This is a genomic window from Porphyromonas crevioricanis, assembly GCF_900167225.1.
Taxonomy (GTDB): Bacteria; Bacteroidota; Bacteroidia; order Bacteroidales; family Porphyromonadaceae; genus Porphyromonas; species Porphyromonas crevioricanis.
On record NZ_FUXH01000007.1, the window covers coordinates 1 to 25049 of the forward strand.

General features: G+C 45.4%; 14 protein-coding genes and 4 tRNA genes. 7 read left to right on the plus strand and 11 right to left on the minus strand.

Annotated features, from left to right (window positions below):
- Window positions 1-1403: phage baseplate assembly protein V (locus B5D48_RS05050; protein ID WP_042120639.1), on the minus strand; the 1403-nt coding region annotated here is incomplete at its 3' end.
- Between the two features lie 320 nt (window positions 1404-1723).
- Here B5D48_RS05050 and B5D48_RS05055 point away from each other — a divergent pair.
- Genes B5D48_RS05055 through B5D48_RS05075 form a run of 5 tightly spaced genes read left to right on the plus strand, consistent with a single transcriptional unit; the run spans window position 1724 to window position 7480 of the window.
- A complete protein-coding gene (locus B5D48_RS05055) occupies window positions 1724-3511 on the plus strand; it encodes a tetratricopeptide repeat protein (protein ID WP_023936118.1) in 1788 nt (595 codons plus the stop codon).
- A gap of 46 nt (window positions 3512-3557) precedes the next feature.
- Entirely contained in the window at window positions 3558-4436 is an 879-nt protein-coding gene (locus tag B5D48_RS05060) for a lipoprotein insertase outer membrane protein LolB1 (RefSeq protein ID WP_143742810.1), read from the plus strand.
- Window positions 4433-5716 (plus strand): murein hydrolase activator EnvC family protein, encoded by a 1284-nt coding sequence (locus B5D48_RS05065; protein ID WP_023936114.1) that lies wholly within the window; start codon window positions 4433-4435, stop codon window positions 5714-5716. The genes B5D48_RS05060 and B5D48_RS05065 overlap by 4 nt, the downstream gene beginning before the upstream one ends.
- Complete coding sequence (gene ribF / locus B5D48_RS05070) at window positions 5704-6609, plus strand: riboflavin biosynthesis protein RibF (protein WP_023936112.1); 906 nt, start codon at window positions 5704-5706, stop codon at window positions 6607-6609. Before B5D48_RS05065 ends, ribF begins: the two co-directional genes overlap by 13 nt.
- A gap of 40 nt (window positions 6610-6649) precedes the next feature.
- The gene (locus tag B5D48_RS05075; RefSeq protein WP_023936110.1) at window positions 6650-7480 is read left to right on the plus strand and encodes a patatin-like phospholipase family protein; all 831 of its coding nucleotides are present in this window, start codon (window positions 6650-6652) and stop codon (window positions 7478-7480) included.
- Between the two features lie 558 nt (window positions 7481-8038).
- Here the strand turns inward: B5D48_RS05075 and B5D48_RS05080 are convergent.
- The 3 genes from B5D48_RS05080 to B5D48_RS05090 all read right to left on the minus strand — a co-directional run bounded on the left by B5D48_RS05080 (window position 8039) and on the right by B5D48_RS05090 (window position 17329).
- On the minus strand, window positions 8039-10438 hold the full coding sequence (locus B5D48_RS05080; protein ID WP_023936108.1) for a C10 family peptidase: 2400 nt from the start codon (window positions 10436-10438) through the stop codon (window positions 8039-8041).
- Between the two features lie 805 nt (window positions 10439-11243).
- Window positions 11244-15986, minus strand: a complete 4743-nt coding sequence (locus B5D48_RS05085) for a hypothetical protein (RefSeq protein ID WP_143742811.1) — start codon at window positions 15984-15986, stop codon at window positions 11244-11246.
- 215 nt (window positions 15987-16201) lie between these two features.
- Window positions 16202-17329 carry a leucine-rich repeat domain-containing protein gene (locus tag B5D48_RS05090; protein ID WP_023936102.1) on the minus strand — a complete coding sequence of 376 codons (1128 nt, stop codon included), beginning with the start codon at window positions 17327-17329 and terminating at the stop codon, window positions 16202-16204.
- 343 nt (window positions 17330-17672) lie between these two features.
- On the opposite strand from B5D48_RS05090, the gene B5D48_RS05100 reads away from it, so the two are divergent.
- Together B5D48_RS05100 and B5D48_RS05105 are read left to right on the plus strand one after the other, a co-directional pair.
- The gene (locus B5D48_RS05100) at window positions 17673-18614 is read left to right on the plus strand and encodes a lipopolysaccharide kinase InaA family protein (protein ID WP_023936101.1); all 942 of its coding nucleotides are present in this window, start codon (window positions 17673-17675) and stop codon (window positions 18612-18614) included.
- 6 nt (window positions 18615-18620) lie between these two features.
- Window positions 18621-19412, plus strand: a complete 792-nt coding sequence (locus tag B5D48_RS05105; protein ID WP_023936100.1) for a glycosyltransferase family 2 protein — start codon at window positions 18621-18623, stop codon at window positions 19410-19412.
- A 327-nt stretch (window positions 19413-19739) separates the two neighbouring features.
- On the opposite strand, the gene rpsA is transcribed toward B5D48_RS05105, so the two are convergent.
- From rpsA to B5D48_RS05140, 7 genes are all read right to left on the minus strand, one after another.
- On the minus strand, window positions 19740-21539 hold the full coding sequence (rpsA, locus tag B5D48_RS05110) for a 30S ribosomal protein S1 (protein ID WP_023936098.1): 1800 nt from the start codon (window positions 21537-21539) through the stop codon (window positions 19740-19742).
- Window positions 21540-21631: 92 nt separating this feature from the next.
- Entirely contained in the window at window positions 21632-22771 is a 1140-nt protein-coding gene (locus B5D48_RS05115; RefSeq protein WP_023936097.1) for a metallophosphoesterase, read from the minus strand.
- A gap of 197 nt (window positions 22772-22968) precedes the next feature.
- Window positions 22969-24378, minus strand: coding sequence for an MATE family efflux transporter (locus B5D48_RS05120; protein ID WP_042120137.1), 1410 nt, complete (start codon window positions 24376-24378; stop codon window positions 22969-22971).
- A gap of 54 nt (window positions 24379-24432) precedes the next feature.
- Window positions 24433-24506, minus strand: a tRNA-Asn gene (locus tag B5D48_RS05125).
- Window positions 24507-24529: 23 nt separating this feature from the next.
- Window positions 24530-24603 (minus strand) — tRNA-Asn (locus tag B5D48_RS05130).
- Between the two features lie 23 nt (window positions 24604-24626).
- A tRNA-Asn gene (locus B5D48_RS05135) sits at window positions 24627-24700 on the minus strand.
- Between the two features lie 23 nt (window positions 24701-24723).
- Window positions 24724-24797: transfer RNA gene (locus B5D48_RS05140), tRNA-Asn, on the minus strand.
- Between the last annotated feature and the right edge of the window lie 252 nt (window positions 24798-25049).

The window sequence follows — 25049 nt, forward strand, 5'->3', positions numbered from 1 at the left end:
CTTTTGCCGTGAAAGAGACTGCCCGTGACATAAGGGCGATGGGGATCGCCATATTCGAAGCCGACCATCACCTGGTCGCCCTCCTCCGGAATCGATACAAATCCTCTGTTTGCTGTAACCGTGCCACTCGTACCTGCATCGGGAGTCTGAACTCGGATCCAGTTCGTAGACAACCCCTTCGGTTTTTGCCAGTCGAACTGCACCCTGACCCGTCCCTGTCCATTCGGATCCTTGTTGTCCGAAACGGTAGCCATCTCCGGATAAGCTTTTACTTCCGGGGCATAGGCTTCAGGTACACAGTCGATCAGAGCAGGCGAGGCTGTGAACCAATTGGTGTAGTCCCCATTCTTCTCAATCCGGTGGTACAAAGAGGTGATGCGGTATTTTCCGAGGGCAGGAACATCCATGCGTTCAGGGAACAACACATCTATGACTCCACCCAGACGCAGACGACAGGTCTTGGTCGTTCCTTCTATTCGCAGCATCCGCCCCACGGCATCCGCCCCTCGCTGTGCAGCCAGATCCGACAGGTTGAATTCGGTATAGACCGGAGAATTCGAGGGTAGAGTTCCTTTCTCGGGAAACAGACGATCCGACCGGCGGGCAATGTTTTCGATCAACGGATTACCTCCGGGAACAGGCTCATCGGAAGGGAAGCGCAGGAATTTGTCATCGGCCGCAACGTAGTCGTAATGGGCATATCTTCGAGGAATGGCAGAGGCACAAGTGCGCAGACTAACGATATCACTGTCGAAAAAGAGTTTTTCGCAGTCTGCCGTGTGTGGCGCACCGAAGAAGAGAGTACGACCATCGTAGAAAAAAGGCTCTCCATATATACGGGAGAGTCGGTTAAGAAACTCGAAGCCACTCTCCCGGTACTGCACTGCATAAGGCAATACTCCTTTGTAGCGGGGATTGCATTCGACCTTAAAGTAAGCCTCCTTTGTTACCTCGGAAACGATATCCGTCAACTGTCGATCGACGAAAGAGTGCATACCCGGTGCTCCATCGAGACTCATGGCGTCACCACGTCCGATGATCCTGACACGATTCGATCGATGTCGAAAAAAACTGCTTCCTATCCCGTCATTTTCCCATGCATCGATGCGTACATCGGTCACCCATCCGGAGAATTCGTACGAATCTTTGGATGTGAGATGTTCGAATCGGATCAGCGTTCTAGCTCCGATCAGGCTCATGAGCTTTTCGGGAGTCTCTTTCCAGAGCTCGTCCTGTGAGAGGTATTCGCGAACGACCTCAAAGTGGTGGCATGAGTTCATGGGCTGTTCGAGGGTCAGAGATTCGAATAGAAACTCTTCTCCATCGAAGCGAACTTTAGGTTTGACTGGATTTAAGGGAGGGAAAGTGCTCTTCTGATGTGTATAAGAATCGCCGAAGTTCATTGGCTATAGAGGTTTTTATTACTGTTCTTGCTGCGAAAGGTAAAGCTTTTGACTAAGAAAGAAGGCTTTTTATTCCAGTTTTCCCCTCTTTCATTTTTCTATCCATGTGTCTCTTGTTATCTCTAACCTTCATGTAAAGCACAAGAATACCTTCCGCTATCGGATGTAGGGGAATAAGTGAGGTGTATTAGAAATGAGACTAATGGAATTAAAAGGACGAGGTAACAGAGCCTTATCTTCTCAGCACGGACAACCTCTATCGATTGAACGGAATTGTGTAATATTGAACCTGCAAACAGATAAACCAAAACGACAAGAGCATGAAAAGCATTGTTCGCAGCTTCGTATCCTTAATATGCCTTCTCTTCTACACCCAAATGTCAATCGGGCAAGAGGCAATCAAAACATCCCCCAACAAGCAATTATTCGATTCTCTGTTTTATCAGGGAGTGCTGTCTGCCAACACAGGTAAATACCCTCAGGCAGAAGAGTTTTTCACCCAAGCCTATACCTTGGATAGCCTCTCCCCTGCCCTTTGCTTTTCGATGGGAAAAGCCATTATCAGCCAATTGGCAGAGGCAGATTCGGTAGCAAGACAAAGTCGCATGGGAGAGGTGGAGACATGGCTGGGGAGAGGTTACCGGCTTGCTCCTCTCGACTTAGAAATGGGCAATCTCTATGCCCGAGTATTGATATACAGAGAGAAAGAGAGAGAAGCCTATGGAGTATTGGAGGACCTTATCGATAAATTCCCCGAAAGAGACGAACTGAAGATACAACTTATGGAAGTGGCTCGCTCATCCGACGAACTCACAGAGGCAACCTTCCCCTTGATGAAACAATGGTTGGAAAAAGCAACGGACGAAGATGCAGTCGTGTCTTTCTTTTCCGAAATAGTGCGGATATCTTTGGAACAAAAGCGCAGGCAAGACCTCTTGCAGGCCGTTCGTACCCTGACAGAGCGTTTCTCCACAAAAACAAACTTCCGAATACTGGGGATCTTTACCCTGATTAGTGCCGATGAATACAAAGAAGCAGCCAAGCAGCTGAAAAAGTTGGAGCGTATATCTTCCGACCCCACGGATAAGTATATAATGCGCTCAATCTATCTGATAGCAACAGATGCGAAGAAAGCCTACAAGTACATTCGGAAAGGGCTATCCAATCCGGAGATCGACAATGAGAAAAAGATCCAACTGTTGTACGAAATCTTCAGCTCTCAAGTAAAAGAAGCCAAAGGCTGGACAGACCGACAGACAGACTCTCTCGTGGAGGAGCTCTACCGGATTTATCCACAAGAGAGCGATGTGGTACATTTCTACATACTATGGTGCCTGCAGAAGGAAGATTCGGCCTATACCGAGCAGGCCTATCAAACCATTGAGCAAGCTCCTGAAATAGAGATCATTTACGAAGTTCTGCTCAGCCATGCTATCGAGAAAGAAGACATGCAGCAAGTGCACCGAATTTGTGACCTATCCAAGAAAAATAGGCCTCTGGACCACCTTTATTACCTTTTCGATGCCATAGCCTATACCAACGAGGAGAAAATACAGCAGGCAATAAGCGAGCTACAACTGGGGCTGGACAGAATATCTACAGCCCCGGGAGATACAGACAAGAAAAAGACTGCTCTCAGTCAACTATACTCCGCTATAGGAGACCTCTACTATGCCCAAAGTGATCTGGACTCGACTTTGAATGCCTATGAGAAGTCCTTGGAAGCCTATGATAGCAACGCAGATGTATTGAACAACTATGCCTACCTCTTGGCTGAAAGGGATACGGATCTGGATAAGGCACTTCGCCTGATCAAGAAAGCCTATGATCTGAATCCGGATAATCACAACATCCTGGATACTTATGGCTACATCTGTCAGAAGAAAGGTTTGCTGGAAGATGCCGAGAAATACTACCGAATGGCTCTGAAAGATCCGGAAGGAGCGATGAACAGCACCATACACGATCATTTGGGAGAAGTATTGCTCCTCATGGGAAAGAAAGAAGAAGCCATTGAAATCTGGCAGCAAGCCCTCATCCTCACCGAAGACAAAAAAGAACCTTTGCGCAAAAAGATACGGGCAGCAGGGGGAGAACCACAGTACTGAAGAATCAAGCTAATTGGCCTACCTTTGCGACCGTAAGATACTCCGTATGAGAAAATTCGACTTCACTCCTTGGCCATGGCTGTTGGCCTGTTTGCTGGTGACTATTTTGGCCCTATTTGCTTCGAGCTGTTCTTTGCGCAGCAAAGTAAAAATGGGCTCTTGGGATGTGGCAAATATGAGCAAAAGCCAGCTCGTAGAGCTTGTCAATGAGCAAAATCCGGCTGTATGGAGGCTACGATCGAGTGTGCGGGCGTCTTTTCCTCGCAGCCACAAGGCTTCATCGGTAAGAGTCGATTTGTCTATCAGAGCAGGGGGCGGTATGCGCTTGATCATCGTGCCGATGCCTCTCTTTGAGCTTGGTCGTGTGTGGATAGAGCCGAACAAACTTTTTCTACACATAAACCCGATCAATACCTACTGCGAGGCTTCTTGGTTGGATATTTCTCGATATTTTGACATTGATATTGACTACTCGGTTCTCGAATCCCTCCTTTTGGGGCGTGTCTTCCCCTCCCTATCGAATTTTCTTTTTTCTACCGGCCATCTAAAGCCGGACAATGTAGAGCTGCAATACAACGGTAACATACCAGAGATTGTCTCCTATGGCAACTCGGGACGTACCTATATATTTGGCATCAACCCCCACGGCCGGCCAGATTATCTACTGATCACCGGTGACCGCAGAGGGGAACTGATAAGGGTAGACTATCTCGAATATGAATTTCGGCCGGATCTGGGCTATATGCCAGGGCGTATTGAGCTGAGACATTCGGGGCCACAAGGTGTCACCGAAGTGTTGAATTTGGATATGAACCGCTGGAGGATAGATGATGTGACAAGTGAAAAAGATTTCAGCCCCAATCCCAAGCCTGGAGCAAACAAAGTCTCCCTAAGCGAACTATTCATCCTTATAAACGATCTATGAAGAAATACGGACTTCTCTGCTTGATGCTTGTCTGTCTGACCCTCTCCGCATGGGGGCAGAAAAAGAGCCGACAGGTGCAGAAGTTGGAAAAAGAGCGGGCCGAGGCTCTGAAAGCGGTAGAACGTACCGAGCGAGAACTAAATAAGACTCGCAAGGACGCCCGGAATGTCTCCAAACAGGTGGGACTGCTGCAGACGCAGGTAAAACAAAGACGCAAAGTAATCGACCTCCTCTCAGCTGAGCTGCAAGTTTTGGATGCCGAGACGGACTCTTTACGATCCAATATCACCTCTCTGAGAAAACAGGAAGAAATGCGCAAAGGCGACTATGCCAAGGCTGTACAGGCCATGCAGCGAAGACAATCCTCTCTGGATCGTATCCTATTTCTCTTCTCAGCTCGAGACTTCAACGAAGGGACTCGCCGTATGATGTATATGAGTCAATATGCACGGGCACACAAAGAGGCCGCAGCCGAGCTACGCAACGTGCGTGAGCAAATAGAGGAAAAACGTGCTGCTCTGGAGAATACTCGTGCCGATAAACGCTCCGTCCTCTCCATGAAAGAAGACGAAAAGAAGAAGTTGCAAAAGGAAGAGCAGGCTCTAAACAAAGAGGCTGCGGCCCTAAAGAAAAAAACCTCCAACCTACAACAGCAACTAAGCAAGCAACAGGCGAGGGCCGACGCTCTGAACAAAAAGATAGAACAACAAATAGCCTACGAAATAGCAGAAGCCGAACGCAAAGCCCGAGAAGCGCAGGAGAGAGCTGAGCGAGAACGCGAGGCCGGACGCAAAGTCCCCAAGATGGAAGAACGACGAGCGGTGACCAAAGGAGGTTATGCTATGGATGCAGCCGAACTCAAGCTCAGTAACTCATTCTCCGGCAACATGGGCAAGTTGCCGGCCCCCGTCCGTGGACGTTATACCATAGAGGTTCCTTATGGGAAGAGCCGAGATAAGCACAACGCTCGTATCACCCGGGATAATGGAGGTGTAGATCTGGCAGTCTCTGCCGGTAGTGATGCTTATGCCGTGTTCGATGGGATCGTCAGTCTTGTGTTCGTGCAGCCGGGCTACAATACGGCTGTGATTGTAAGACATGGCAACTACCTCACAGTCTATGCGAACCTGAGCAGTGTCTATATCAAAAAAGGAGACAAAGTACGCACAGGACAAAAGATAGGACGTATCTTCACAGACCACTCTTCGGGGAAAAGCATTCTGCACTTCGAGCTGTGGCGTGAGAGGAACAAACAAAACCCTATGTCATGGATCAGGTAGTTGCCACTATCGGTACTTTCGATGGAGTGCACAAGGGGCATCGCTTCCTCATAAATCAAGTGAGAAAGAGAGCTCTGGATGCCGGGCTGAAGTCCATGGCCATTACATTTGAAGCTCCCCCCATACTTGTGCTAAGACCCGAACTCTCTCCGTCTTTCCTCTCCTCTACACAAGAGAAGGTAGAGCTGCTATATAGAGCGGGAATTGACCGGGTAGAGCTTCTTCGCTTCGACAAAAACCTTGCGGCTCTCTCGGCTCGCCAGTTTATCCAAGAGATCTTACACGAGAAGCTGCATGTAGCACAGCTCGTTGTCGGTTACGATCACCGTTTCGGGCACAACCGCTCCGAAGGATTTGAGGACTATCGCCGCTATGGAGAAGAGTTGGGTATGCAAGTCGAACTCGCATCCGAATTCATCATCGGCAATCTGGAATTGAGCAGTACGACCATTCGTCGTCTACTCACAGAAGGAGATTTGCAGCGAGCCAACGATCTACTGGGCTACCCATACCGAATATCCGGCAAAGTGGTAGATGGCTACAAAAACGGACGCCTTCTGGGATATCCCACAGCCAATATAGAGGTGAAAGACCCTCACAAGCTCCTTCCGGCCGATGGCGTCTATGCTGTGAGAGTACGGCTACCCGAGAAAACGTATGGAGGAATGCTCTACATCGGGAAACGCCCAACTTTTGAGAATGGAGAACATCGTAGCATTGAAGTGAATATATTCGATATAAAAGCAGACCTCTATGGGAGTGACATTGCGGTGGATCTGCTTGCCCATACCAGAGGAGACTGCAAATTCGACTCTCCCAGTGCCCTGCGCGAGCAGCTGCATCAGGATGCAGCGCAATGCAAAGAGATACTTGCCTTATCCTCCAAAAGCTAAGAAGGAAGTGTAATAAATCCTGCAATAATTCATTTTCCATATGTCTAAGAAGCAATATCCTCCCAGCTATAATATAGGATTGGCCTTGAGCGGAGGCAGTGCTAAGGGATTTGCCCATCTGGGGGTGTTGAAGTATCTGCAAGAAAAACACATACAGCCGGAGATATTGGCCGGCACCAGCATAGGGGCTCTAATGGCTGCTCTCTACTGCGATGGCTACGATCCGGTGGAAATCATAGACCTTTTTAGTGGCCAAGACTTTCGCAAAATGACAAACTGGCAGCTCCCCAAGGGAGGTCTGTTCGATACAACTGCTTTCCGCTCTTTCCTGCGTTCGATACTGAGGCACGAACGACTCGAAGATTTGCCTCTCCCCCTCCATATCGTGGCCACAGACCTCGATAGCGGCAGGAGTAAATATTTTGAGGAAGGTCCATTGGTAGAGATTATTACAGCCTCATGCAGCATCCCTGTTCTGTTCAACCCAGTAGAGATAAATGGGACTTATTATGTAGACGGAGGTCTGTTCAAAAACTTACCAGCCTCTGTCATTCGCCCCTACTGTCGAGTGCTGATCGGGGTACATTTGGATCCTGAAGAGTCTCCCGACTACAAGAAAAACATTCTGTCTATAGCCGAGCGGAGTTTCAACTATATCTTCCGAGCCAACTCTCTCCCGGATCGCCAGCTTTGCGATGTATTGGTAGAGAGCAACAGGCTACAAAGAGTTCGCCGCTTCGATATAGACAATGCACCACGCATAGCCAAGTTGGGCTATGATATGGCAACAAAGGCCTTTACCAAAGTGGATATGGAAGAACTCCTGTTAGCTTCTCTCAACCAGCATCGTATCCTCTCCGCTTCGGAATAAAAAGATTTGTCCTCCCTCTTTTCTTACTCAAATGCAGGCAAAGAGGGGGATATTTGGGGAGACTGCCTCACGGTCTCCTTTCTTTTTTTTCACTCCTCATCCAGCAGACCTATTTGAATCTATTACAAGTCGTCCCTTAAGAAGGCTTCTTTAAGCAATATTAAATGGTGCCTCGCTTATTATTTTGACAAGCACTCAATTCTCTCGATTACTCGGTATCTTTTTGTCGATCGCTCAGCATCTTTTCCGGGAAGCTCCGAATGAGCACATCTAAAGCACCTAAGCTTTCGGCAAAACCTTTAGTGCTTTTCGCCAAAAAGCAATAAAGCTTTCAGACAAAAGCAATAAAGCTTTCAGGTAAAAGCAATAAAGCTTTCAGGCAAAAGCAATAAAGCTTTCAGGCAAAAGCAATAAAGCTTTCGGCAAAAAGCAATAAAGCTTTCCGATAAAAGCAATAAAGCTTTCAGACAAAAGCAATAAAGCTTTCAGGCAAAAGCAATAAAGCTATGAGGATTCGCTTACGATTTTACTGCATCGGATTAAATGCCACTTCAAACTTTAATTTTTGATAGATAGCTTGGCTGTTTTCTCTCCCACACTCAGCAAGTAATTACCATTGGGCAATCTAAACTCAATATGTACAAAACCATTTTCATTAGTATGACTGAAAAATAGGCATCGGCCATCCAAAGAGAGGATCCGTACTTCTTCACAGGGCTTTGCACCAAAAACCTCCACATAAGTTCCTGCCGGATTGGGATAAACCTGGAAAACTGCTGCTGACAGATCCGTCAAAGCTGTGTAATCGACAAATTCGGCTACGATCTCAGTATCAGCCACGATCTTAGCCATCCTCTTCGGCATAATATCAACACCATTGGCAGTGAGCTTCTCCAAGCGACATTGATCATTTTTTGGAAAGTCAACTACAGTGAGAGTCATTCCATAAGGCACCTTGTCAAGAGGGAGCTTCTCTGCGATAGCAATTGTCCCATGCTCATTGCTGCGAAGAGTCACCACAAAAGTCTTCTGGACAAAAGTGGCAACAATATGAGTGGGACCGGAAACAACAAACGTTTTGTTTTCTTTTATATCCTCTTCATTGGCAGTAAGAGTAGCAAGTTCCCACCCCTCTGCGGGAGCAACTACAACTGTAAGAGTTGTACCATGAGGTACCTGATTCAGATCATCAAAACCCTGAATTGTAACCTCTCCATCACCAATTTTCCTCACAGTTACAGGGGATACTGCTGTTGGATCACTCGGATTGCTTTGTTCATAGTTTCTCCATGCTCCGTCTTTGAAAACCTTCACGATCCAGTTCTTTTTCGTGGCAATAGCTACATCTGCGTCAGTACAGCTATTTTTCTCTTCGTTGTTATCCAGATCTATCAGGCGCAGCTCTCCTCTAAGTGCTTCGGAACGCTGAGGGAGCGAATTTATAAGTCGAGTCATAGCCTCGCCTTTTATCTTATTCGCATGACAATCTATATACTTGACATTGGCACAAGAAGAAAAATCGAGCTCGGAAATTTTATTTTTCGAGCAATTCAAGACCTCTAAATCGGAGCTCCGTATCGCACTTATTGTTTTAAAGTTATTTTCTGAGCAATCCAACTCAGAAATACCTCCATACAGACCGACCTCCGAATTTATTTCGGTACTATATTCCACTCGCTTATCTGAGAGACTCAATGTCTCATTCCAATCATACTCCTTACTACTATTCAGGTCTATCCAGGCATCGTTGCGAATTACCTTGACTTGTAACTCTACGCTATAGCTGGTTGTCGAAAGCACAATTGCTGATCCGGAAATAGGGGCTGCAATAAAAGGAGCTTCTTTCGGAATCATCCCTTTCAGAACCCATTGATTAAAGTTATAGCCATCTCCATATAGGAATCTGGGGTCGAAAGCATCAAGAGCAAAAAAGCCATCATCTTCACCACTCCATCCCCAATTGATATGAACGAACCCACTCTCATTTATCCCATCTGCCAGGAAGAAATGTCCTCCATGTCTCTTGCTCTGCGCTAAATGAAGTACAGGTCTGTTTGCTTTGAACTCTTCATGTAGCATCTTCATCCAATTCTCATCAGTATATTTCTCTCTACCAACAATTTCAGTGTCATAGAGAAAATTATTCTTCACCGCATAAAGCAAATCACTCATGTAGGCACCACTCCCGGCTCCATAGGGAGAATAATTCATCTTCATGGCTATCCCACAAGCATACATTAGATCGCTCACAGCCTTTGCTTCAACATCGGTATAATTCCCCTTTGTATAAACCTCTCGCATATTGTCAAAGTCGAATGAGATTGTAGACAAGTCTTCTACGATATGCAGATCATGCTCATTTGAAGTATAGTTCACCCGACCTATAGCTCGTTCAGGGTATCGGTTGTATGCAATAAGCATAGCCAAGGCAGTGGCTCCGCATCCAGTATAGGAATGCTTACCTCCTACCTCAGGAGTACGACGATTGTAGGGCTCGAGCTGATCCCACTTGTAAGGGATCATCGGCTCTATGGGAGTGTAAGTCGTCTGGACTTTATTTTTTTGCTTTTGAGGATCAAGAAAGGAAGCCAACTCCAGATACATCTTCAAAGCCGGAGACATAGAGGCATAGTCGATTCTGCCATCAGGAGAGTAGGCCAATATCTGTGACCTAAGCCCCTCTATGTCCGAAACAAGCACAAATCCTTGTTTCTCAGGTAAATTGAAGGCATGAACTCGAAATTCTTCCGGCAAGTAAGTCTCTCGTAAATCAACCTTGGTAACCTTGGATTTGGGTTTGACATGCTGTAGCATCTCAAGAGCAACGGAGCGGGCTCTTTCTTTACCCAACTGAGCCGTTGCCATATCAGGCAACAACAAAAGACAAAGCAACAGGGAGAACACAAATGGCAACCTCAGTCCATAGAGATTAATCCGATGTAAAAAACTCGTTTTCATACCCACAAAGAGATTAAATGATAGAACAACTATTCAGACCTCGGGCGACTCTTATTTCTCCAAGCATAAGAAACAACAATCCTAATGCAGAACACGATGTCAAATCTGCAAAGAAGCCGAGGATTGCAACAAATGTATGAAAAGAATCTAATGATACCATCGCATAAATTCCGGGCATAAGTCCTTGGGAAGTTCCCAGAAATAGCATATGATTGTGTATTACTATATTTATTTTCGTTTCTCGTCAGACATATTTTTTCTGCTCCGATTAGGGGTTTTTCAATAGAGTTTAGCGACTCCTTTTCGATGCCAAGGGGAGGCATTTTTGACTAACACGGGAGAAAACAAAAATTCTCTCCTGAGAAAAAATTTGCTCTCTCCTGTGTTAGCAAAATTTCTCTCAGGAGAAAAAATCGACCTCTCCAGAAGGCCCTATTCATCGAGGTTTTGGGAGGTCGATATAAAGCACATAAAAAGGAAGAGATTTGCCTGTTTATATAGCCGAGTTTTCTCTTATTTTCTCGTTTTCACCACGAGCGAAAATTTACAAAACATACACGGTTTATTAGCCTTGCAGAATACGATAATCTTGAAGGTATTGAGATGGAGGGTGAAGGGGAGTATACTTGTCCTCGAATGTCGAAAATAATGCGGCGAATGTCAGGTTATACGGCAGTCTCATTGTAGGAATTGTACAATTACACTGATAACAAGGTGTACATAAACACGAATGTCGGCAGTGAATAATTCACTGCCGACATTCGCATGAAAATTATCGTATAGGGCAACTTACCCTAAACTCTTCTCAGTTGGCCATATCGAACTTACGAACCTGACGACTACCATCCTCTAAACGAAGATCGATCATCACAACTCCTTGCACATTGCTATCAATATCAATATCGGCATTGGTAGAGCCAGCAAACTGCCATTCTCCACAGCGACGGCCCTGCATATCGAAGATCACAACAGAGCGTAGCCCTACACTGCTATCGATATGCAGAAGATCTCCTCGGCGAGAGATATGCAAATTAGGAGAAACAATGGATTCGAGAGCTGTCGGCTCATTCTCTACTCCGAAACGTTTTACCTTAAGAACAAAGCGTTCGGCCGGGCGATCACTTGGCTGATGCACAAAGCGATAAGTGGAGTTGGACAACAAGTCTTGCTCTTTACCCTCCATCTTGTCTATCAACGTGAGTTGCTCGTATACAGAGCGGTCGAGCTGATCAAATGACATCTCCATTTCTCCGCCCAGTGTTGCCTCTACACCAAGAGCGAATGCACCATAGGCTTTCGTTGGGCTTTCTACCACATTGGAAGCTCCTGTTTCGGGGTCTACAAAGAAGACAGTCGGCACAAAGCTGTACTCGCTATTACTCAAAGCAGGTACCGAGCCTTTTCCCTCCCAGCTCAGGTAGGAAATGGTTTCTTGGCCACGTGTGTTACTTACACGAACGGAGAGAGGATGTACCGTGGACTCGTCAGAAGCAGACCGCAACTCAACCAACTCTGTACCCAATTCTGTACGCCAAGAAGGCAGCAAGACGGTATTGCTTCCTACCGGGAAGATAAGCTCTGTAGCAGCATTCTTCTTACGCAAAACAATCGACTGCAATGGAGCAATAGACTTGCCAAGGTTCACAGAAGTCCCGGTATTTTCCTTGTTATAGAACTCCCAAACTCCACTCTTTCCATTGAATATGTAGTAATAAGGATAGATCACATCTTTGTTGGCTTCCCAAAACTTATCAAAGTCAATCGGGGTCATGAAAGGGTTACCCATCATAAACCAATCATCGGCTTTCATTCCTTCTTTCAAGCTCAATACATATCCTCTTTCGGGAGTACCGGACAGTATTACGTTGCCAATCTTCCGGTCAGCTCCTTCGAATATAAAACGATAAGCATCCTTAGAGCGTTTGCCCTTATCTGTTTTATTTACGGGCTGGAGGGTATTATCGTTGTAGTAGCCGAAAATACTGTTCACTCCATCGTAGTAATGGAGAGGATAGGCACTAACACGGGATCCATCTTCAAAGAAGGGAACACGAACAATCCCATTTAACTTATTGAGATGCTTGTGATCATCATAACCAACGATCCCGGCCTGATACTTACCGACCTTGAGAGCCATTGCACCATTGTGATCGGATAGCTTCTCAACCAGATTATTGATTGGCTTTTTGAAAGAGGCATCGGTAGGCTTATTGCCTCCAACCTCGATCTTCAAATAACGCTGATAAGTCTTGGGATAGCCAGCTAAGCCGAAGTCTCCGGAGAATATCTCCTTAAGCGGAGCAGCAATCATATACCACTGATCTCTATCCATCAATTTGCTGTCAGCTTCGGGGAAATACTGTTCCCGATGTGCTTTGATCTGATGGTCGGCATCAAGGATCCCAAAATTATAATCCACATAAGCCTTTTGATAGGAGAGGAAGTGTGGGTTACCCAGTTGGGAGCCATGGTGGAGATAAAGCTTATCGCACTCGGGATTTCCATAGGTTTCCCGCTTGGTCTCGGCACCCAAATCCGGGAAAGCCTTGTCCACTTTGGCCGGAATATGAACGGTGGTACAAGATGCAGGCACTGCATTCACGGGCTTTCCTTCTTCATTTGCCCAATTCTTCACATTATGCCAGTTTGCATCAACAGCGTCTTTGCGCCACCAAAGCAAGCGAGGAGCAACGGAAATAGGGAATTCAATTGTTACCGTCCCATTAGGGTGCCCATCACACATAATACCATTGATAGTCACCTTGAAAGTCCCTGACAGATCGGATGTAGCATTCTCAATCTTCAGTTTACGCCCCTTGTAGACATTCTTGTTAGGCAGCTCCCATACATAGGCATTCTCATCATCACTGGCATTGATTGCAGCCACCATCAACTCAATAGTCTCTCCTTCACAGAACTTACGTTTTTGGTCTTTGGACTGAATGGCGATAGGCGAAGGTAGAGAATAAACAATCAGCTTCTCTATCGAAGAGTTCTTACACTTCTTGTCTACAATCTTTGCTTTATACCCCTGAGGATCAACAGGTATTTTGGGATCTGAATCCTTAGCATTGGATCCCAGTCTAAATTCAGCTCCCTTCCCTTTTTTCAGATCTTCCAGAGAAACATCAATCGAAGCCAAAGCCTTAGAGTCATTCTCCAGATCTTCATCTGTCGCATCTCTTCTGAAAAGACTTACCCGAACATCTCCGACATAGTTAATTGGATTTACTCGAATAAGTCCAGAAGAGTTGTTCGGACAGATATACCCTATGTATTTCTCTCTGTCGTAAGAGAGCAAAGCATTTGAGAGTCGGAAACTATAAGTAGAAAGACAAGGCAACAGCTGTTCTGATTTAACCTTATCCGGAGCATAAATCAAACGAACCTCCATATCCCCCCTCGTTTCAGGTACATCTATGTAGATCTTGGAAGGATCATCTTCTCCATGAGTTGAGATAACTCCGTAGTCATTCCAGTGAGCCAAAGCAGTCCCTTTGAGATTTGTTCGGATATCTTTCTTCCCTATTCCATCAGGGTATTTGGTTATCAGCAAGTTAACCGAGGTTGATTTGCCATCTTTCTTCAGAAGATCCTTTCCATTCCCAGCGAAAGGGAAAACACGTGCATATCCACACTCCTCTTTTGAGAAGTGAGGGGTAAAAGCATCCCTATTTTCAGTGTATTTAGGCCTATTTTTACTTAACTCCTCTTCAGTAAATACTTTCTCTACCTTATATTTCTTATTACAGATTTCGACCTCAAACTCATACTTCCCAGCCGGAATATGTATGTAAGTCTTTTCTCTTTCTTTCCCTCTCTCGGAGAAGACATGAAAAAATGAACTCTCAAAATCATTGGGTACAGTATAGACATCACCGACCTTCATGGCTCCCTCCAAAGGCTTAAATCCTTTTGGCGCACTCACAAAACGAATAATGTGTCCTTTCATAGCCTTGGCAATAGGATAAGCACGTATCAACATATCAACCCTATTCTTGCCCTCACAATAATCAGGCAACAAAGCTATGCTCTGATCATATCTCGTCTTCTCCATGGGCTCAAATTCAAGGATCTGCTTGGAACCTCTAGTATCTGTAACGATGACCTCATAAGTTTTGTCTCGGCTCAAGTCTGTATCAAACTTGGTATACTTCCCTCCCTTATCACTATGGTGGTCGATATAATTGAACTCTTTTGTTTCAATTATTTGAGACGATCCTTTTTCCTTGAGCTGACCCGTGAGAGGCAAACACATAAGATTAACCGTCTCCTTATGCGGACGCATCCTTATCCCATACTTGTCGTTGCAAACATCGCCACGATTCTCAAGGTAATGCTCCAGCAATTTGGGGAATGGTTCCGTCTTGCCATCCTTAGGTTTGTATGGATTGAAGCCTTCTCTCATCTGTTCGTCCGAACCGACAACTTGCAAAAATACTTCGGGCCAGTATTCTTCTTTAAGCCACATTTCCTCATAGCTCTTGCCTTCTGGCATCCGGTAATACAAGCTTCCCTCAGCTATGCCTTCGACTACAATTTGTTCAGAGCCGACCCCAAAAGTCTCATCATGTTTGTTAGGTCCTCCATAGTTTGAGTAAGCGTAATATTTAGGTTTCTTACCTTGCTTGCTCTCTGCTATTGTTTGAAATCCGTAATGATAGTATTTAGAAAGCGTATCCAGATTATTGATATAGGGATATATATCCCGAGTTGGCTCTTCGTAATGAAGAGAAGGTCTCTTATTGTGCCAAAATGCAACCCAACCACATTTAGTTTGCTTCATGTAGAAGTTCATGTACGGCTTCCAATAAGGAAAATCTGCTGCCCCTCCCTGCGGCAAATCTGAAGCTACATACTCCATTTTCACGCTGATGGCAGGTGCTTCCTTACCACAAGCATCAGACATCTGAATCACATACTCCCCAACAGGCAACTCATAGAGATACTTCTTCTTGCCATTCTCCAGATCGGTAAATACCTTCTTTCCTTTGTATGTATTAGGGCTGCTCAAAATAGTAGCCTTGTAGGGAGCTGTCCCATCTTTTACGAAGAGGGAAACAATACCCGTAAGTTTGTACTCAGATGCTCCTTCCGGTTTATACTTATTCAAAGACTTCCGCTCAAGCGTAACCGTCGTAGTCATGGGAACGTAGGAAGAAGTAACCGTGATGGGAGATCCTGTCAAGAAAAAAGATACTCCACTGTTCTTTAACTGAACCTTCGCACGAGGTATGTATATGCCCGATCCGACAGGAAATTTATTTTCCACAACATAATTCCCAGAAGGAGTCAATGGCTGACCGTCCTTGGTATCCAAACGATAAGTCTTTATTACCTCGCCGACAGGATGCCCCGGCTTGGGCGAAACTTCAATAACGATATCTCCATCGATACCTCCACACTTGGAGTGAGTAACTGTTGTCTTAATCTCAAAGTCGTCCAAACTCTGTGCAGCGAGCTTCGGAGATCCAATCAAAATAAAAAACACAGACAAAGCTCCCCACAGAAACTGTCGAACTCTGTTGCATCTAATAAGTAAATTCATCCTCTTCATCTTTTTTGTTTTTCATCCAGTTGATTTTAAGGGAGGGTGAAAATACAACATCCTTATGAAATAAAAGTTCTGTATGTCATAAAATTCAGCACAATAATTGCGCATATACAACACTTTCTCACCTTGATTAAAACAATAAAGGGGAGTGTTATTGTATTTAACACTCCCCTCCCCTCAATACAAATTACTATTCCGAACAAATAAGGTTACTTGAGAACAAAAAGCTCAGCAATAGAAACTCCACTTCTCAGCAAATAAACTCCCGGAATCAGAGATGTCAAATCTATCTTCACAATCCCCGATTGATCTGCATCCCCATCCAAGAGACGATGTCCATCTACACTAAAAATTATGACCTTGCCCTCTGCATCGACTTTATCTACATGCAAGATGCGGTCTCGCAAAGAAAGAGAAGGTTTCACCTCCTTTTTTTGTACGTCTTCACAAGTCTCAGGAAAGCTTCCTTCATGAGGCACATAACCGGTAGAACCCAATGTTGCATACACTTCCCAATTCTTCGCTTTGGCTATCTCGACATCATCCTTCGTGCAAATATTATGCTCATCATTCCCCTCTTCCTGATTCACCACACAAATAAAGCCTTTAGAGGAAGTGGTACAAGGAGGTAGAGAATTAAACATACGAGTCATTGCCTCGTCTTTTAGAAAGTTGTTATGACAATATAGATGAGTCAGAGAAGTATTCTTCGACAAGGATAGTTCAGAGAGTTGGTTTCTGTCACAAAACAATTTTTTCAAATTCAAAAGAGGAGATAGGTCAAGTTGCTTGATCTCATTCCCTGAACAACGTAAATGAGTAATAGAAGAATTATTGGATAAATCGAGTCTGGTAAGTTTATTATCCGAACAACGCAAAAACTCGATCTTGCTATTTTTCGACACATCTAATTGTTCTAAGAGATTGTTGTGGCAATGCAAATGGGATATGCTCTCATTTTTCGATAAATCGAGCGAAGTAATACAATTGTTGTTGCAAATCAATCCAGTCAAACTTGGCATATTGGTCACATCCAAGTGAGTAAGCTCATTATCACTACAGTTCAAAGCCAAAACCTCACCACTTATCACAACCTTCTCTGAAGACAACGTACAAACAAGAGTCTCCGGGTCAAGGAAATAGTAACTAGAAATACCCTGCAAAGAGAAATCACCCTCCGCAACAACCTTGATACCAATAGCATCACCTATTTTCTTGCTCGTTGTCATAGAAATTGTCTTCGGCTGTTCTTGAGCTAGGAGCGATTGGGCAGACAAGACAGACAAATAAAGGATAGCAAAGGCGGACACAAGCCGCATGAAGTTTTTCATTCTCATATTCTTGGTTATTCTTTTGTATATACCGTGGTCTGTTCTCAGAAGAGTATTTTTTTGTGAAAAATAAGATGAGAACCGGCAAGCAAAACACCTAAGACAGGTTTGACATGCAAAAGAGCGTAAAATACCTGCCGTACATCTCGCCAAAGATAGTAGTAATTGATAGAACACCACTGATATAAAGTGTATTTACAATCCGGTACAGGCCATGTATCTCCACAATAATTAAAAGCCGAAATCACTATCTGCAAACTATCGAAGGCTTACTATCTTTGTCAAGGAAATCCCCTACCAAAGCAAAGTTGGCCACCGCTCACTCCACCCAAGCAATAGTCACGAATCCATGCTGCAATACTACAGCTCAAATCGAGAGCAACTGCTCTGCACAAAAGAGGTAGTAGCCCGACTGACAGAGGCTCCCACCCCTCTCCCCGAAGATATAGAGCTGATATACGATGGGCGCAACAAACTCTATGCCATTGCAGGAAGGAATGTAGTGGTAAAGAGCTTCAAAGTGCCTTGTTTTCTTCAGCGAATCGTATACAGCTGGCTACGCCCCTCGAAGGCCAAACGCTCCTATGACAATGCTGTTGAACTCCAACATAAACAAATAGGGACTGCAGCTCCCATGGGCTATGCCCTCGAATACTCCGGTGGGTTGCTTCGTCACAGCTACTATGTATCCGAGCTACTAAATGACTGCTCTGATTTGCGAGCAGCTATGCTGGGGAAAGCCGATGATCCTGAGCTATACGCTTCCTTCGGGCGTTTTGTAGGACATCTGCACGAAAGTGGCGTCTATCACAAAGATCTCTCTCCCGGCAATATCCTCTATAATCTCTCCAAAAAGAACGAATACCATTTCTTCCTGATTGACATCAATCGAATGAAGTGCTACTCACACCCTCTACCAGACCGACTTGCCTATGGCAACTTCGCTCGTCTGTCGGATCAACCCTGGGTCAGCGAGCTATTGGCCAAGCACTATGCCGATTACCGCAAAATGGAGCGAGAGACTTGCATCAAGCAAATACAGGCTGCGTCAGACCGCTTCTACTGCTCCAAAGTGTACAAGTACGCACTCCGACGCCTACGCTCGGAGGGTATGTCGCCATGGACTTTCCGCATAGCATATCTGCAATACCGTCTACTACGCATCGGGCGAAGATTCTTCGGACTCCCAAAACAGCTCTTTCGCAAAGAAACTGAACTGTACCGGCAATACTTGCGAGTAGGAGATGTGCGAGGATCTCTGGCCAGAAGAGAAAACTATCCAAACAACTAAATATCCATGCAAAAGCTACCTATCAGCGTTGTCATCAATACCTATAATGCAGAACTTCATCTAAGAAGAGTACTCGACTCTCTTGGACGATATGAGGAAATACTAATCTGCGATATGCACAGCAATGACAAGACGATAGAGATCGCCCAAGAATATGGCTGTAGCATCACCTACTTCGATAAATACCCCTGCGCCGAACCGGCTAGAGACTTTGCCAATCATCAAGCACGAAATGAATGGGTATTGGTTGTAGATGCCGATGAAATTGTACCCGAAGCTCTTACAAACTATTTGGCCGACTTAATCAGTTCCGAGCAACCACCATATGGTCTGTGGATACCGCGCAAGAATTACTTCATGGGCAAATTCATGCATGCCTCCTACCCCGATCATATCTTGCGTTTCTTTCGTCGAGACGCATCCTATTGGCCTCCACACGTACATAGTCTACCCCAGATAGACGGAGCTGTAGTGTATATCCCGGCCAAGCGCAAAGACCTGGCATTCATCCATTTGGCCAATGACAGTATATCCCAAGTACTGGAAAAACTCAATCGCTATACCCAATCCGAACTCTCTCGAAGCAAACGCAACAAACAAGCCGGAAGAGCCAAACTTTTCTTCTCTCCTGCCTTCCGATTCTTCAAGAGTTACATCCTGAAAGGAGGATTTCGAGATGGCAAAGAGGGATTTATCCATGCAGGATTGGATGCTCTATACAAGTTCATTACGCTTAGCAAACAGATAGAAAGACAGTCACAAGAGCAACAGAAAAGAAACGACACAACTACGAACTAAAGCTCTAATTATCTCCCTTTTTTCTTTTTCGCACGCTCCAGAATACAGAAAAAAACAAAGCACGCTATCTCTGTCCTCTCCGTACTCTTAGTATACCGACGTTGCCGCATGACCATGGGCTGAATATACTCTTTCTGCCCTCTCTCATATTCCTCTCCTTAACTCTTCCTCCAGCTCTATCTTCTGAGTAATGTGGCGGTCACTACACAGTTATTGTCGACATTCGAGCTCATATATAGAAACTCATCCTTTTCTTCTTTGGAGTTAAAAAAAAAAGAGGGAGCACAGCTGTATGCTGCACTCCCTCCTATAGAGATATAAAATCTATCAATTGCCTTCGAGCTTCTCTTTCAAAGCTGCCAACTCGCCAAGGTCTCCCAGAGTTGCTTTCTCTACGGCTGCAGCATTAGCAGCGGCCTGAGCTGCATTCTCTTCCTTTTGAGCGTTAGCGGCGCGACGTTCACCGGCAGCAGCTTCACGACGAGCAGCACGTTGATCATCTTCGAACACTCTGCTGTGTGATACGATGATACGCTTAGATTCCTTATTGAATTCGATCACCTTGAATTGGAGTTTCTCGTGCAATGCTGCTTGAGAACCGTCTTCCTTCACCAAATGCTTGGGGGTAGCAAAGCCTTCCACTCCATGAGGCAAAGCAATTACAGAGCCACGCTCCATTTGCTCAATGATCTCACCTTCGTGGATGCTGCCGTTAGTAAAGATCGTTTCAAACACATCCCAAGGATTTTCCTCAAGCTGCTTGTGACCCAGGCTGAGACGACGATTTTCTTTGTCGATCTCGAGTACCTGTACTTCTATCGTAGCACCAACCTCTGTAAATTCGCTTGGGTGCTTGATTTTCTTAGTCCAAGACAAGTCGCTGATGTGGATCAAACCGTCAATACCTTCTTCGATTTCAACAAAGACTCCGAAGTTAGTGAAGTTGCGCACACGAGCTTGGTGACGTGAACCTACGGGGAAACGATCTTCGATATTTTCCCATGGATCTGGCTTAAGCTGCTTGAGACCCAAGCTCATCTTGCGTTCTTCGCGGTCGAGCGTGAGTACCATTGCTTCTATTTCGTCTCCTACGTGCAAGAAGTCTTGAGCCGAGCGCAAGTGCTGTGTCCAAGACATTTCTGAAACGTGGATAAGACCTTCCACACCGGGAGCGATCTCCACAAAAGCACCGTAATCAGCCATAACGACAACACGACCCTTCACGATATCACCAACCTTGAGGTTAGGATCCAAAGCATCCCAAGGATGAGGAGTGAGCTGTTTGAGACCGAGAGCGATACGCTTCTTCTGTTCGTCAAATTCGAGAATTACAACGTTGAGCTTCTGATCCAGCTGCACCACTTCTTCCGGGTGAGCCACACGACCCCAAGAAAGGTCGGTGATATGAATCAAACCGTCTACGCCACCCAAGTCGATAAATACACCATAGGATGTGATATTCTTAACCACACCTTCGAGTACCTGTCCTTTTTCGAGTTTGGATATGATCTCTCTCTTTTGCTGTTCGAGCTCAGCTTCGATAAGCACTTTGTGAGATACGACTACATTCTTATATTCCTGATTGATTTTCACAATCTTGAATTCCATAGTCTTCTCTACATAAGCATCGTAGTCACGGATAGGACGCACGTCGATCTGCGAACCGGGCAAGAAAGCCTCGATGCCGAAGATATCCACGATCATACCACCCTTGGTACGACACTTCACGAAGCCCTTGATCACTTCGTCTTTTTCCAGAGCCTCGTTCACACGCTCCCAAGAGCGAGCTGCACGGGCTTTGCGGTGAGAGAGTACCAACTGACCTTTACGGTCCTCCTGACTCTCTACAAATACCTCTACTTCATCACCAACCTTCAGATCCGGATTGTATCGGAATTCCGAAGCACTGATAACGCCTTCGCTCTTGTAGCCGACATTTACGGATACTTCACGCTTGTTGATAGAGGTTACGCGGCCTATGGTTACATCATTGTCCTTGACTGCGCTGAGGGTCTTTTCGTAAGCAGCTTCCTGCTCCTCACGGGAGGCACTCATGTTTGTTGTGCCTTGTTCGAATTCGTCCCAATTGAAATCTTCAAGAGGACGAACATTTTTTAGGTTTTCCATTCTGTTAATTAATCTCGTTATTGCCAACTTTGCATTTGCCCTTCGGGCGATGCAAGATTAGCGTCGCAAAGGTAGTATTTATTTGCTGACAATCAAGCTCCTAAAAGGTCTATTACCACGATTTCGCTCTTGGTAAAAAGACGAATAGCCGGGCCGGCAGCTCCGTAGCCACAACTCACAAATACATGGCTTTTTCCTGCCCGGCTATATCCATAGGAATTCTCAAAGGCCAAATCCGTCACAATACTAAATGGAAAGATCTGCCCATTGTGTGTATGGCCAAATAAGCCCAAATCCACTCCATTGGCAGGCAACTGCTTCAAAGCTCGGGGTTGATGATCAAGCAGAACGAGAGGCAAATGTCTTTTGTCCGGCTCTATTCTCCCTACCAGCTCGGATAGTTCGGCACGCTGCTTATTTATGGCATCATCCCGACCTACCAAGTTGATCAGTCCTCCGGGTTGAGCCACAGAATCCCTCAGCAATACACCTCCGGCCAGAGGGATCCAATCAATTTTGGCTTGCATATCTGCCCGATACTCATGATTGCCCAGCACATAGTAGGTACCCAATGGAGGATTCATCCGATTCATCAAGTCTGGTATACCGTCCTTGTAGCCATAATGGCTATAGTAGTCGAATATATCTCCGCCGACCAATATCAAGTCGGGCTTTTGTTCATTGCAAAGAGTTACCAAACGCTCTACATAAGGGCGAGTAATTGTCTCACTCATATGTATATCTGTGATAAGAATAAGGCGCAACTTATTCTGTTCGTTGCCTATTGGTTTATCGAGCTGTATGGTACGATAAGTCACTTCCGGGTGTTGCACCAAGCCATAACCCCAAACTATCAATAAACCAGAGGCCAACGGAATGACAAGCAAGAGAGAGAGCTTAAGTCTGCCGTATGTTCGTTTACTGAGATGGGTGAGACGTTTAACTGTAAGATGGTCAATCAGGCGGATGAGTTCCATGAGCAATAAACCCATACACATATAAATAGAAGCGAAGTACCAAGTACCACAGACAGTCATGATAAATTCCATAACTGGCTTAGGCAGATGGAGATGAAGAGAAAACCCTACCATATAGAGCAAGAACTCTACAGCCAAGAGTGCATACAAACCCTTACGCCAAGGCCCTTCTTTGGGGAGAGCCTGACCTCCCCGATAAGCGAAGTAGAGGTTAAAGAGGATTTGGCCGACGATGGCCTGTAGAAAAACTTTCATGGTTTATTCAGTGTATTGATTCTCCGTGCATTCTCGATATCTCTGTATCACGGAAAGCTTATGCCATAGCCCTTGTTTCCTTTTCGTCTTTTGTATCGTACATCAGGAAACTCTCTTTCGGGCAATTTTGCTCTCCAGTCTTTTTTCGGTTCAAGGCATTCGCCCTGCTCCTATTACATAAGTCTCTCAGAGAGCCTTTATAGTGGAGCATGAGCATGGCCCGTATGGTTTCCTTTCATCTTTTTGAGTTGTTGCTTGACAAGCACAAATGTAATAACCGCTGCACTAAAATCCGAGATAGGCATAGCCATCCAGACCCCATCCAACCCGAACAAACGAGGTAATATCAATAGGAGAGGCAGGAGGAATATCACCTGTCGGGACAAACTGAGAAACATTGCCTTCATGCTCATGCCGATACTCTGGAAGAGCTGTGTTGTAGTAATCTGAAACCCTACAAACCCAAAGGATAACAAAGCGATGCGCATGGCCGACTCCCCAATAGAGATCATCGAATGACTGGGAGTGAAAAAGCCCACAATCACGGATGGAAGCAAAATACCAAGGAGGAACCCAATGACAGTGATAAGGCTGTTGGTAAAGACACTTAACTTGTAGGTATAGAGCACTCGATCCATATTACCGGCTCCATAATTGAACCCCACAATGGGTTGCATCCCTTGGGAAATGCCAAGCACCAGCATCACAACCAGCATGGCATAGCTATTGATAATCCCATAAACCCCAATTGCCAAATCGCTCAACTCCCCTCCACCTCCGTAGTGTACGAAGGACCGATTGAGGACGATCGTCACAGCACTCCCCACCAACTGCATGGCAAAAGGAGCCATACCGATACCCAAAATGGAGACAATCATTGAGCGAGACGGTCGCATTGCAGAGCGACGGAAACGGATCAGGCTGTTCTTGTCGGTAAAGTGTTCCATCACAAACAGCATGGTCACAAACATCGAAATCACCGTGGCCCATGCAGCCCCGGCTATACCCCAATCGAACACAAAAATGAAAAGAGCATCTAAGGCCACATTGAGCACAGCACCCAAAATCATCTGAATCATCGCCTTGGTAGGATAGCCCGAAGCACGCATCACTGCGTTATAGCTAAAGCTGAGTGTGGCAAAGATATTTCCCGGTATAATAACCCGTAAATAGTCCATAGCATAGGGCAAAGTGCGGTCGCTTGCTCCAAACAGACGCAGAAGAGGCTCCATAAAAATATAGCTCGGCACGATGGTCATCACGGAGAGCACAATAGTGAGCATGATAGCGTTGGCCAAAATACGCTCGGCTCCTGCCTGATCTTTCATGCCCAACAATATGGAGACACGCACAGAAGCCCCGGCTCCTACCAACATCCCGAATGCTTGCAAGAAAATCATGATCGGGAACGTGAGTGTGAGACCGGAAATGGCATACTCTCCCACTCCCTGCCCGATAAAAATACGGTCGGCAATGTTGTACAGAGCATTTACCGATGTCCCGACAACAGCCGGCAAAGCATAGGACAGTAGCAGCCGTGGGATATGCCTGCTACGCAAATCCTCGGTACGCTGCTCATTGTCTATTCTTTTCGTCTGCCGTATCATCTGTCGTAAAAATTCAAAAAGGGGCTGCCTCCATGGAGCCAACCCCTAATTCCGCTCTTCCTCTTGGACTTGAACCAAGGACCCTCTGATTAACAGTCAGATGCTCTAACCAACTGAGCTAAGGAAGAATATCTTTTCGGCCTTTTTTCTGCTCTTCCTCTTGGACTTGAACCAAGGACCCTCTGATTAACAGTCAGATGCTCTAACCAACTGAGCTAAGGAAGAATATCTTTTCGGCCTTTTTTCTGCTCTTCCTCTTGGACTTGAACCAAGGACCCTCTGATTAACAGTCAGATGCTCTAACCAACTGAGCTAAGGAAGAATATCTTTTCGGCCTTTTTTCTGCTCTTCCTCTTGGACTTGAACCAAGGACCCTCTGATTAACAGTCAGATGCTCTAACCAACTGAGCTAAGGAAGAGTATTAGCGACCTTATAAGCGGTGCAAATGTATTACTTTTTTTTTACCTGAACAAGTTAGAAAAACAAGAGAGTATGTGTGCAGCCTCCAATTTCCATTACGATGGAGTACACCCCGAAACTAAGAGCAACAGGGTATCAAAATATAGGGAAGAAACCTTCCTTTCCGAATACACATTAAATTACACTTCTAAGGGCGAAATTAAGGACTCTTACCATAGACATTTTACTACCTACCGAGGCACATAAAATT

Bases quoted from the DNA above. Each gene is read 5' to 3' on its own strand.
- B5D48_RS05060 (WP_143742810.1), top strand. From the start codon at position 3,558: ATGAGAAAATTCGACTTCACTCCTTGGCCATGGCTGTTGGCCTGTTTG.
- B5D48_RS05055 (WP_023936118.1), top strand. From the start codon at position 1,724: ATGAAAAGCATTGTTCGCAGCTTCGTATCCTTAATATGCCTTCTCTTC.
- B5D48_RS05080 (WP_023936108.1), bottom strand. From the start codon at position 10,438: ATGAAAACGAGTTTTTTACATCGGATTAATCTCTATGGACTGAGGTTG.
- rpsA (WP_023936098.1), bottom strand. From the start codon at position 21,539: ATGGAAAACCTAAAAAATGTTCGTCCTCTTGAAGATTTCAATTGGGAC.
- B5D48_RS05085 (WP_143742811.1), bottom strand. From the start codon at position 15,986: ATGAATTTACTTATTAGATGCAACAGAGTTCGACAGTTTCTGTGGGGA.
- ribF (WP_023936112.1), top strand. From the start codon at position 5,704: ATGGATCAGGTAGTTGCCACTATCGGTACTTTCGATGGAGTGCACAAG.
- B5D48_RS05115 (WP_023936097.1), bottom strand. From the start codon at position 22,771: ATGAAAGTTTTTCTACAGGCCATCGTCGGCCAAATCCTCTTTAACCTC.
- B5D48_RS05090 (WP_023936102.1), bottom strand. From the start codon at position 17,329: ATGAGAATGAAAAACTTCATGCGGCTTGTGTCCGCCTTTGCTATCCTT.
- B5D48_RS05075 (WP_023936110.1), top strand. From the start codon at position 6,650: ATGTCTAAGAAGCAATATCCTCCCAGCTATAATATAGGATTGGCCTTG.
- B5D48_RS05105 (WP_023936100.1), top strand. From the start codon at position 18,621: ATGCAAAAGCTACCTATCAGCGTTGTCATCAATACCTATAATGCAGAA.
- B5D48_RS05120 (WP_042120137.1), bottom strand. From the start codon at position 24,378: ATGATACGGCAGACGAAAAGAATAGACAATGAGCAGCGTACCGAGGAT.
- B5D48_RS05100 (WP_023936101.1), top strand. From the start codon at position 17,673: ATGCTGCAATACTACAGCTCAAATCGAGAGCAACTGCTCTGCACAAAA.
- B5D48_RS05065 (WP_023936114.1), top strand. From the start codon at position 4,433: ATGAAGAAATACGGACTTCTCTGCTTGATGCTTGTCTGTCTGACCCTC.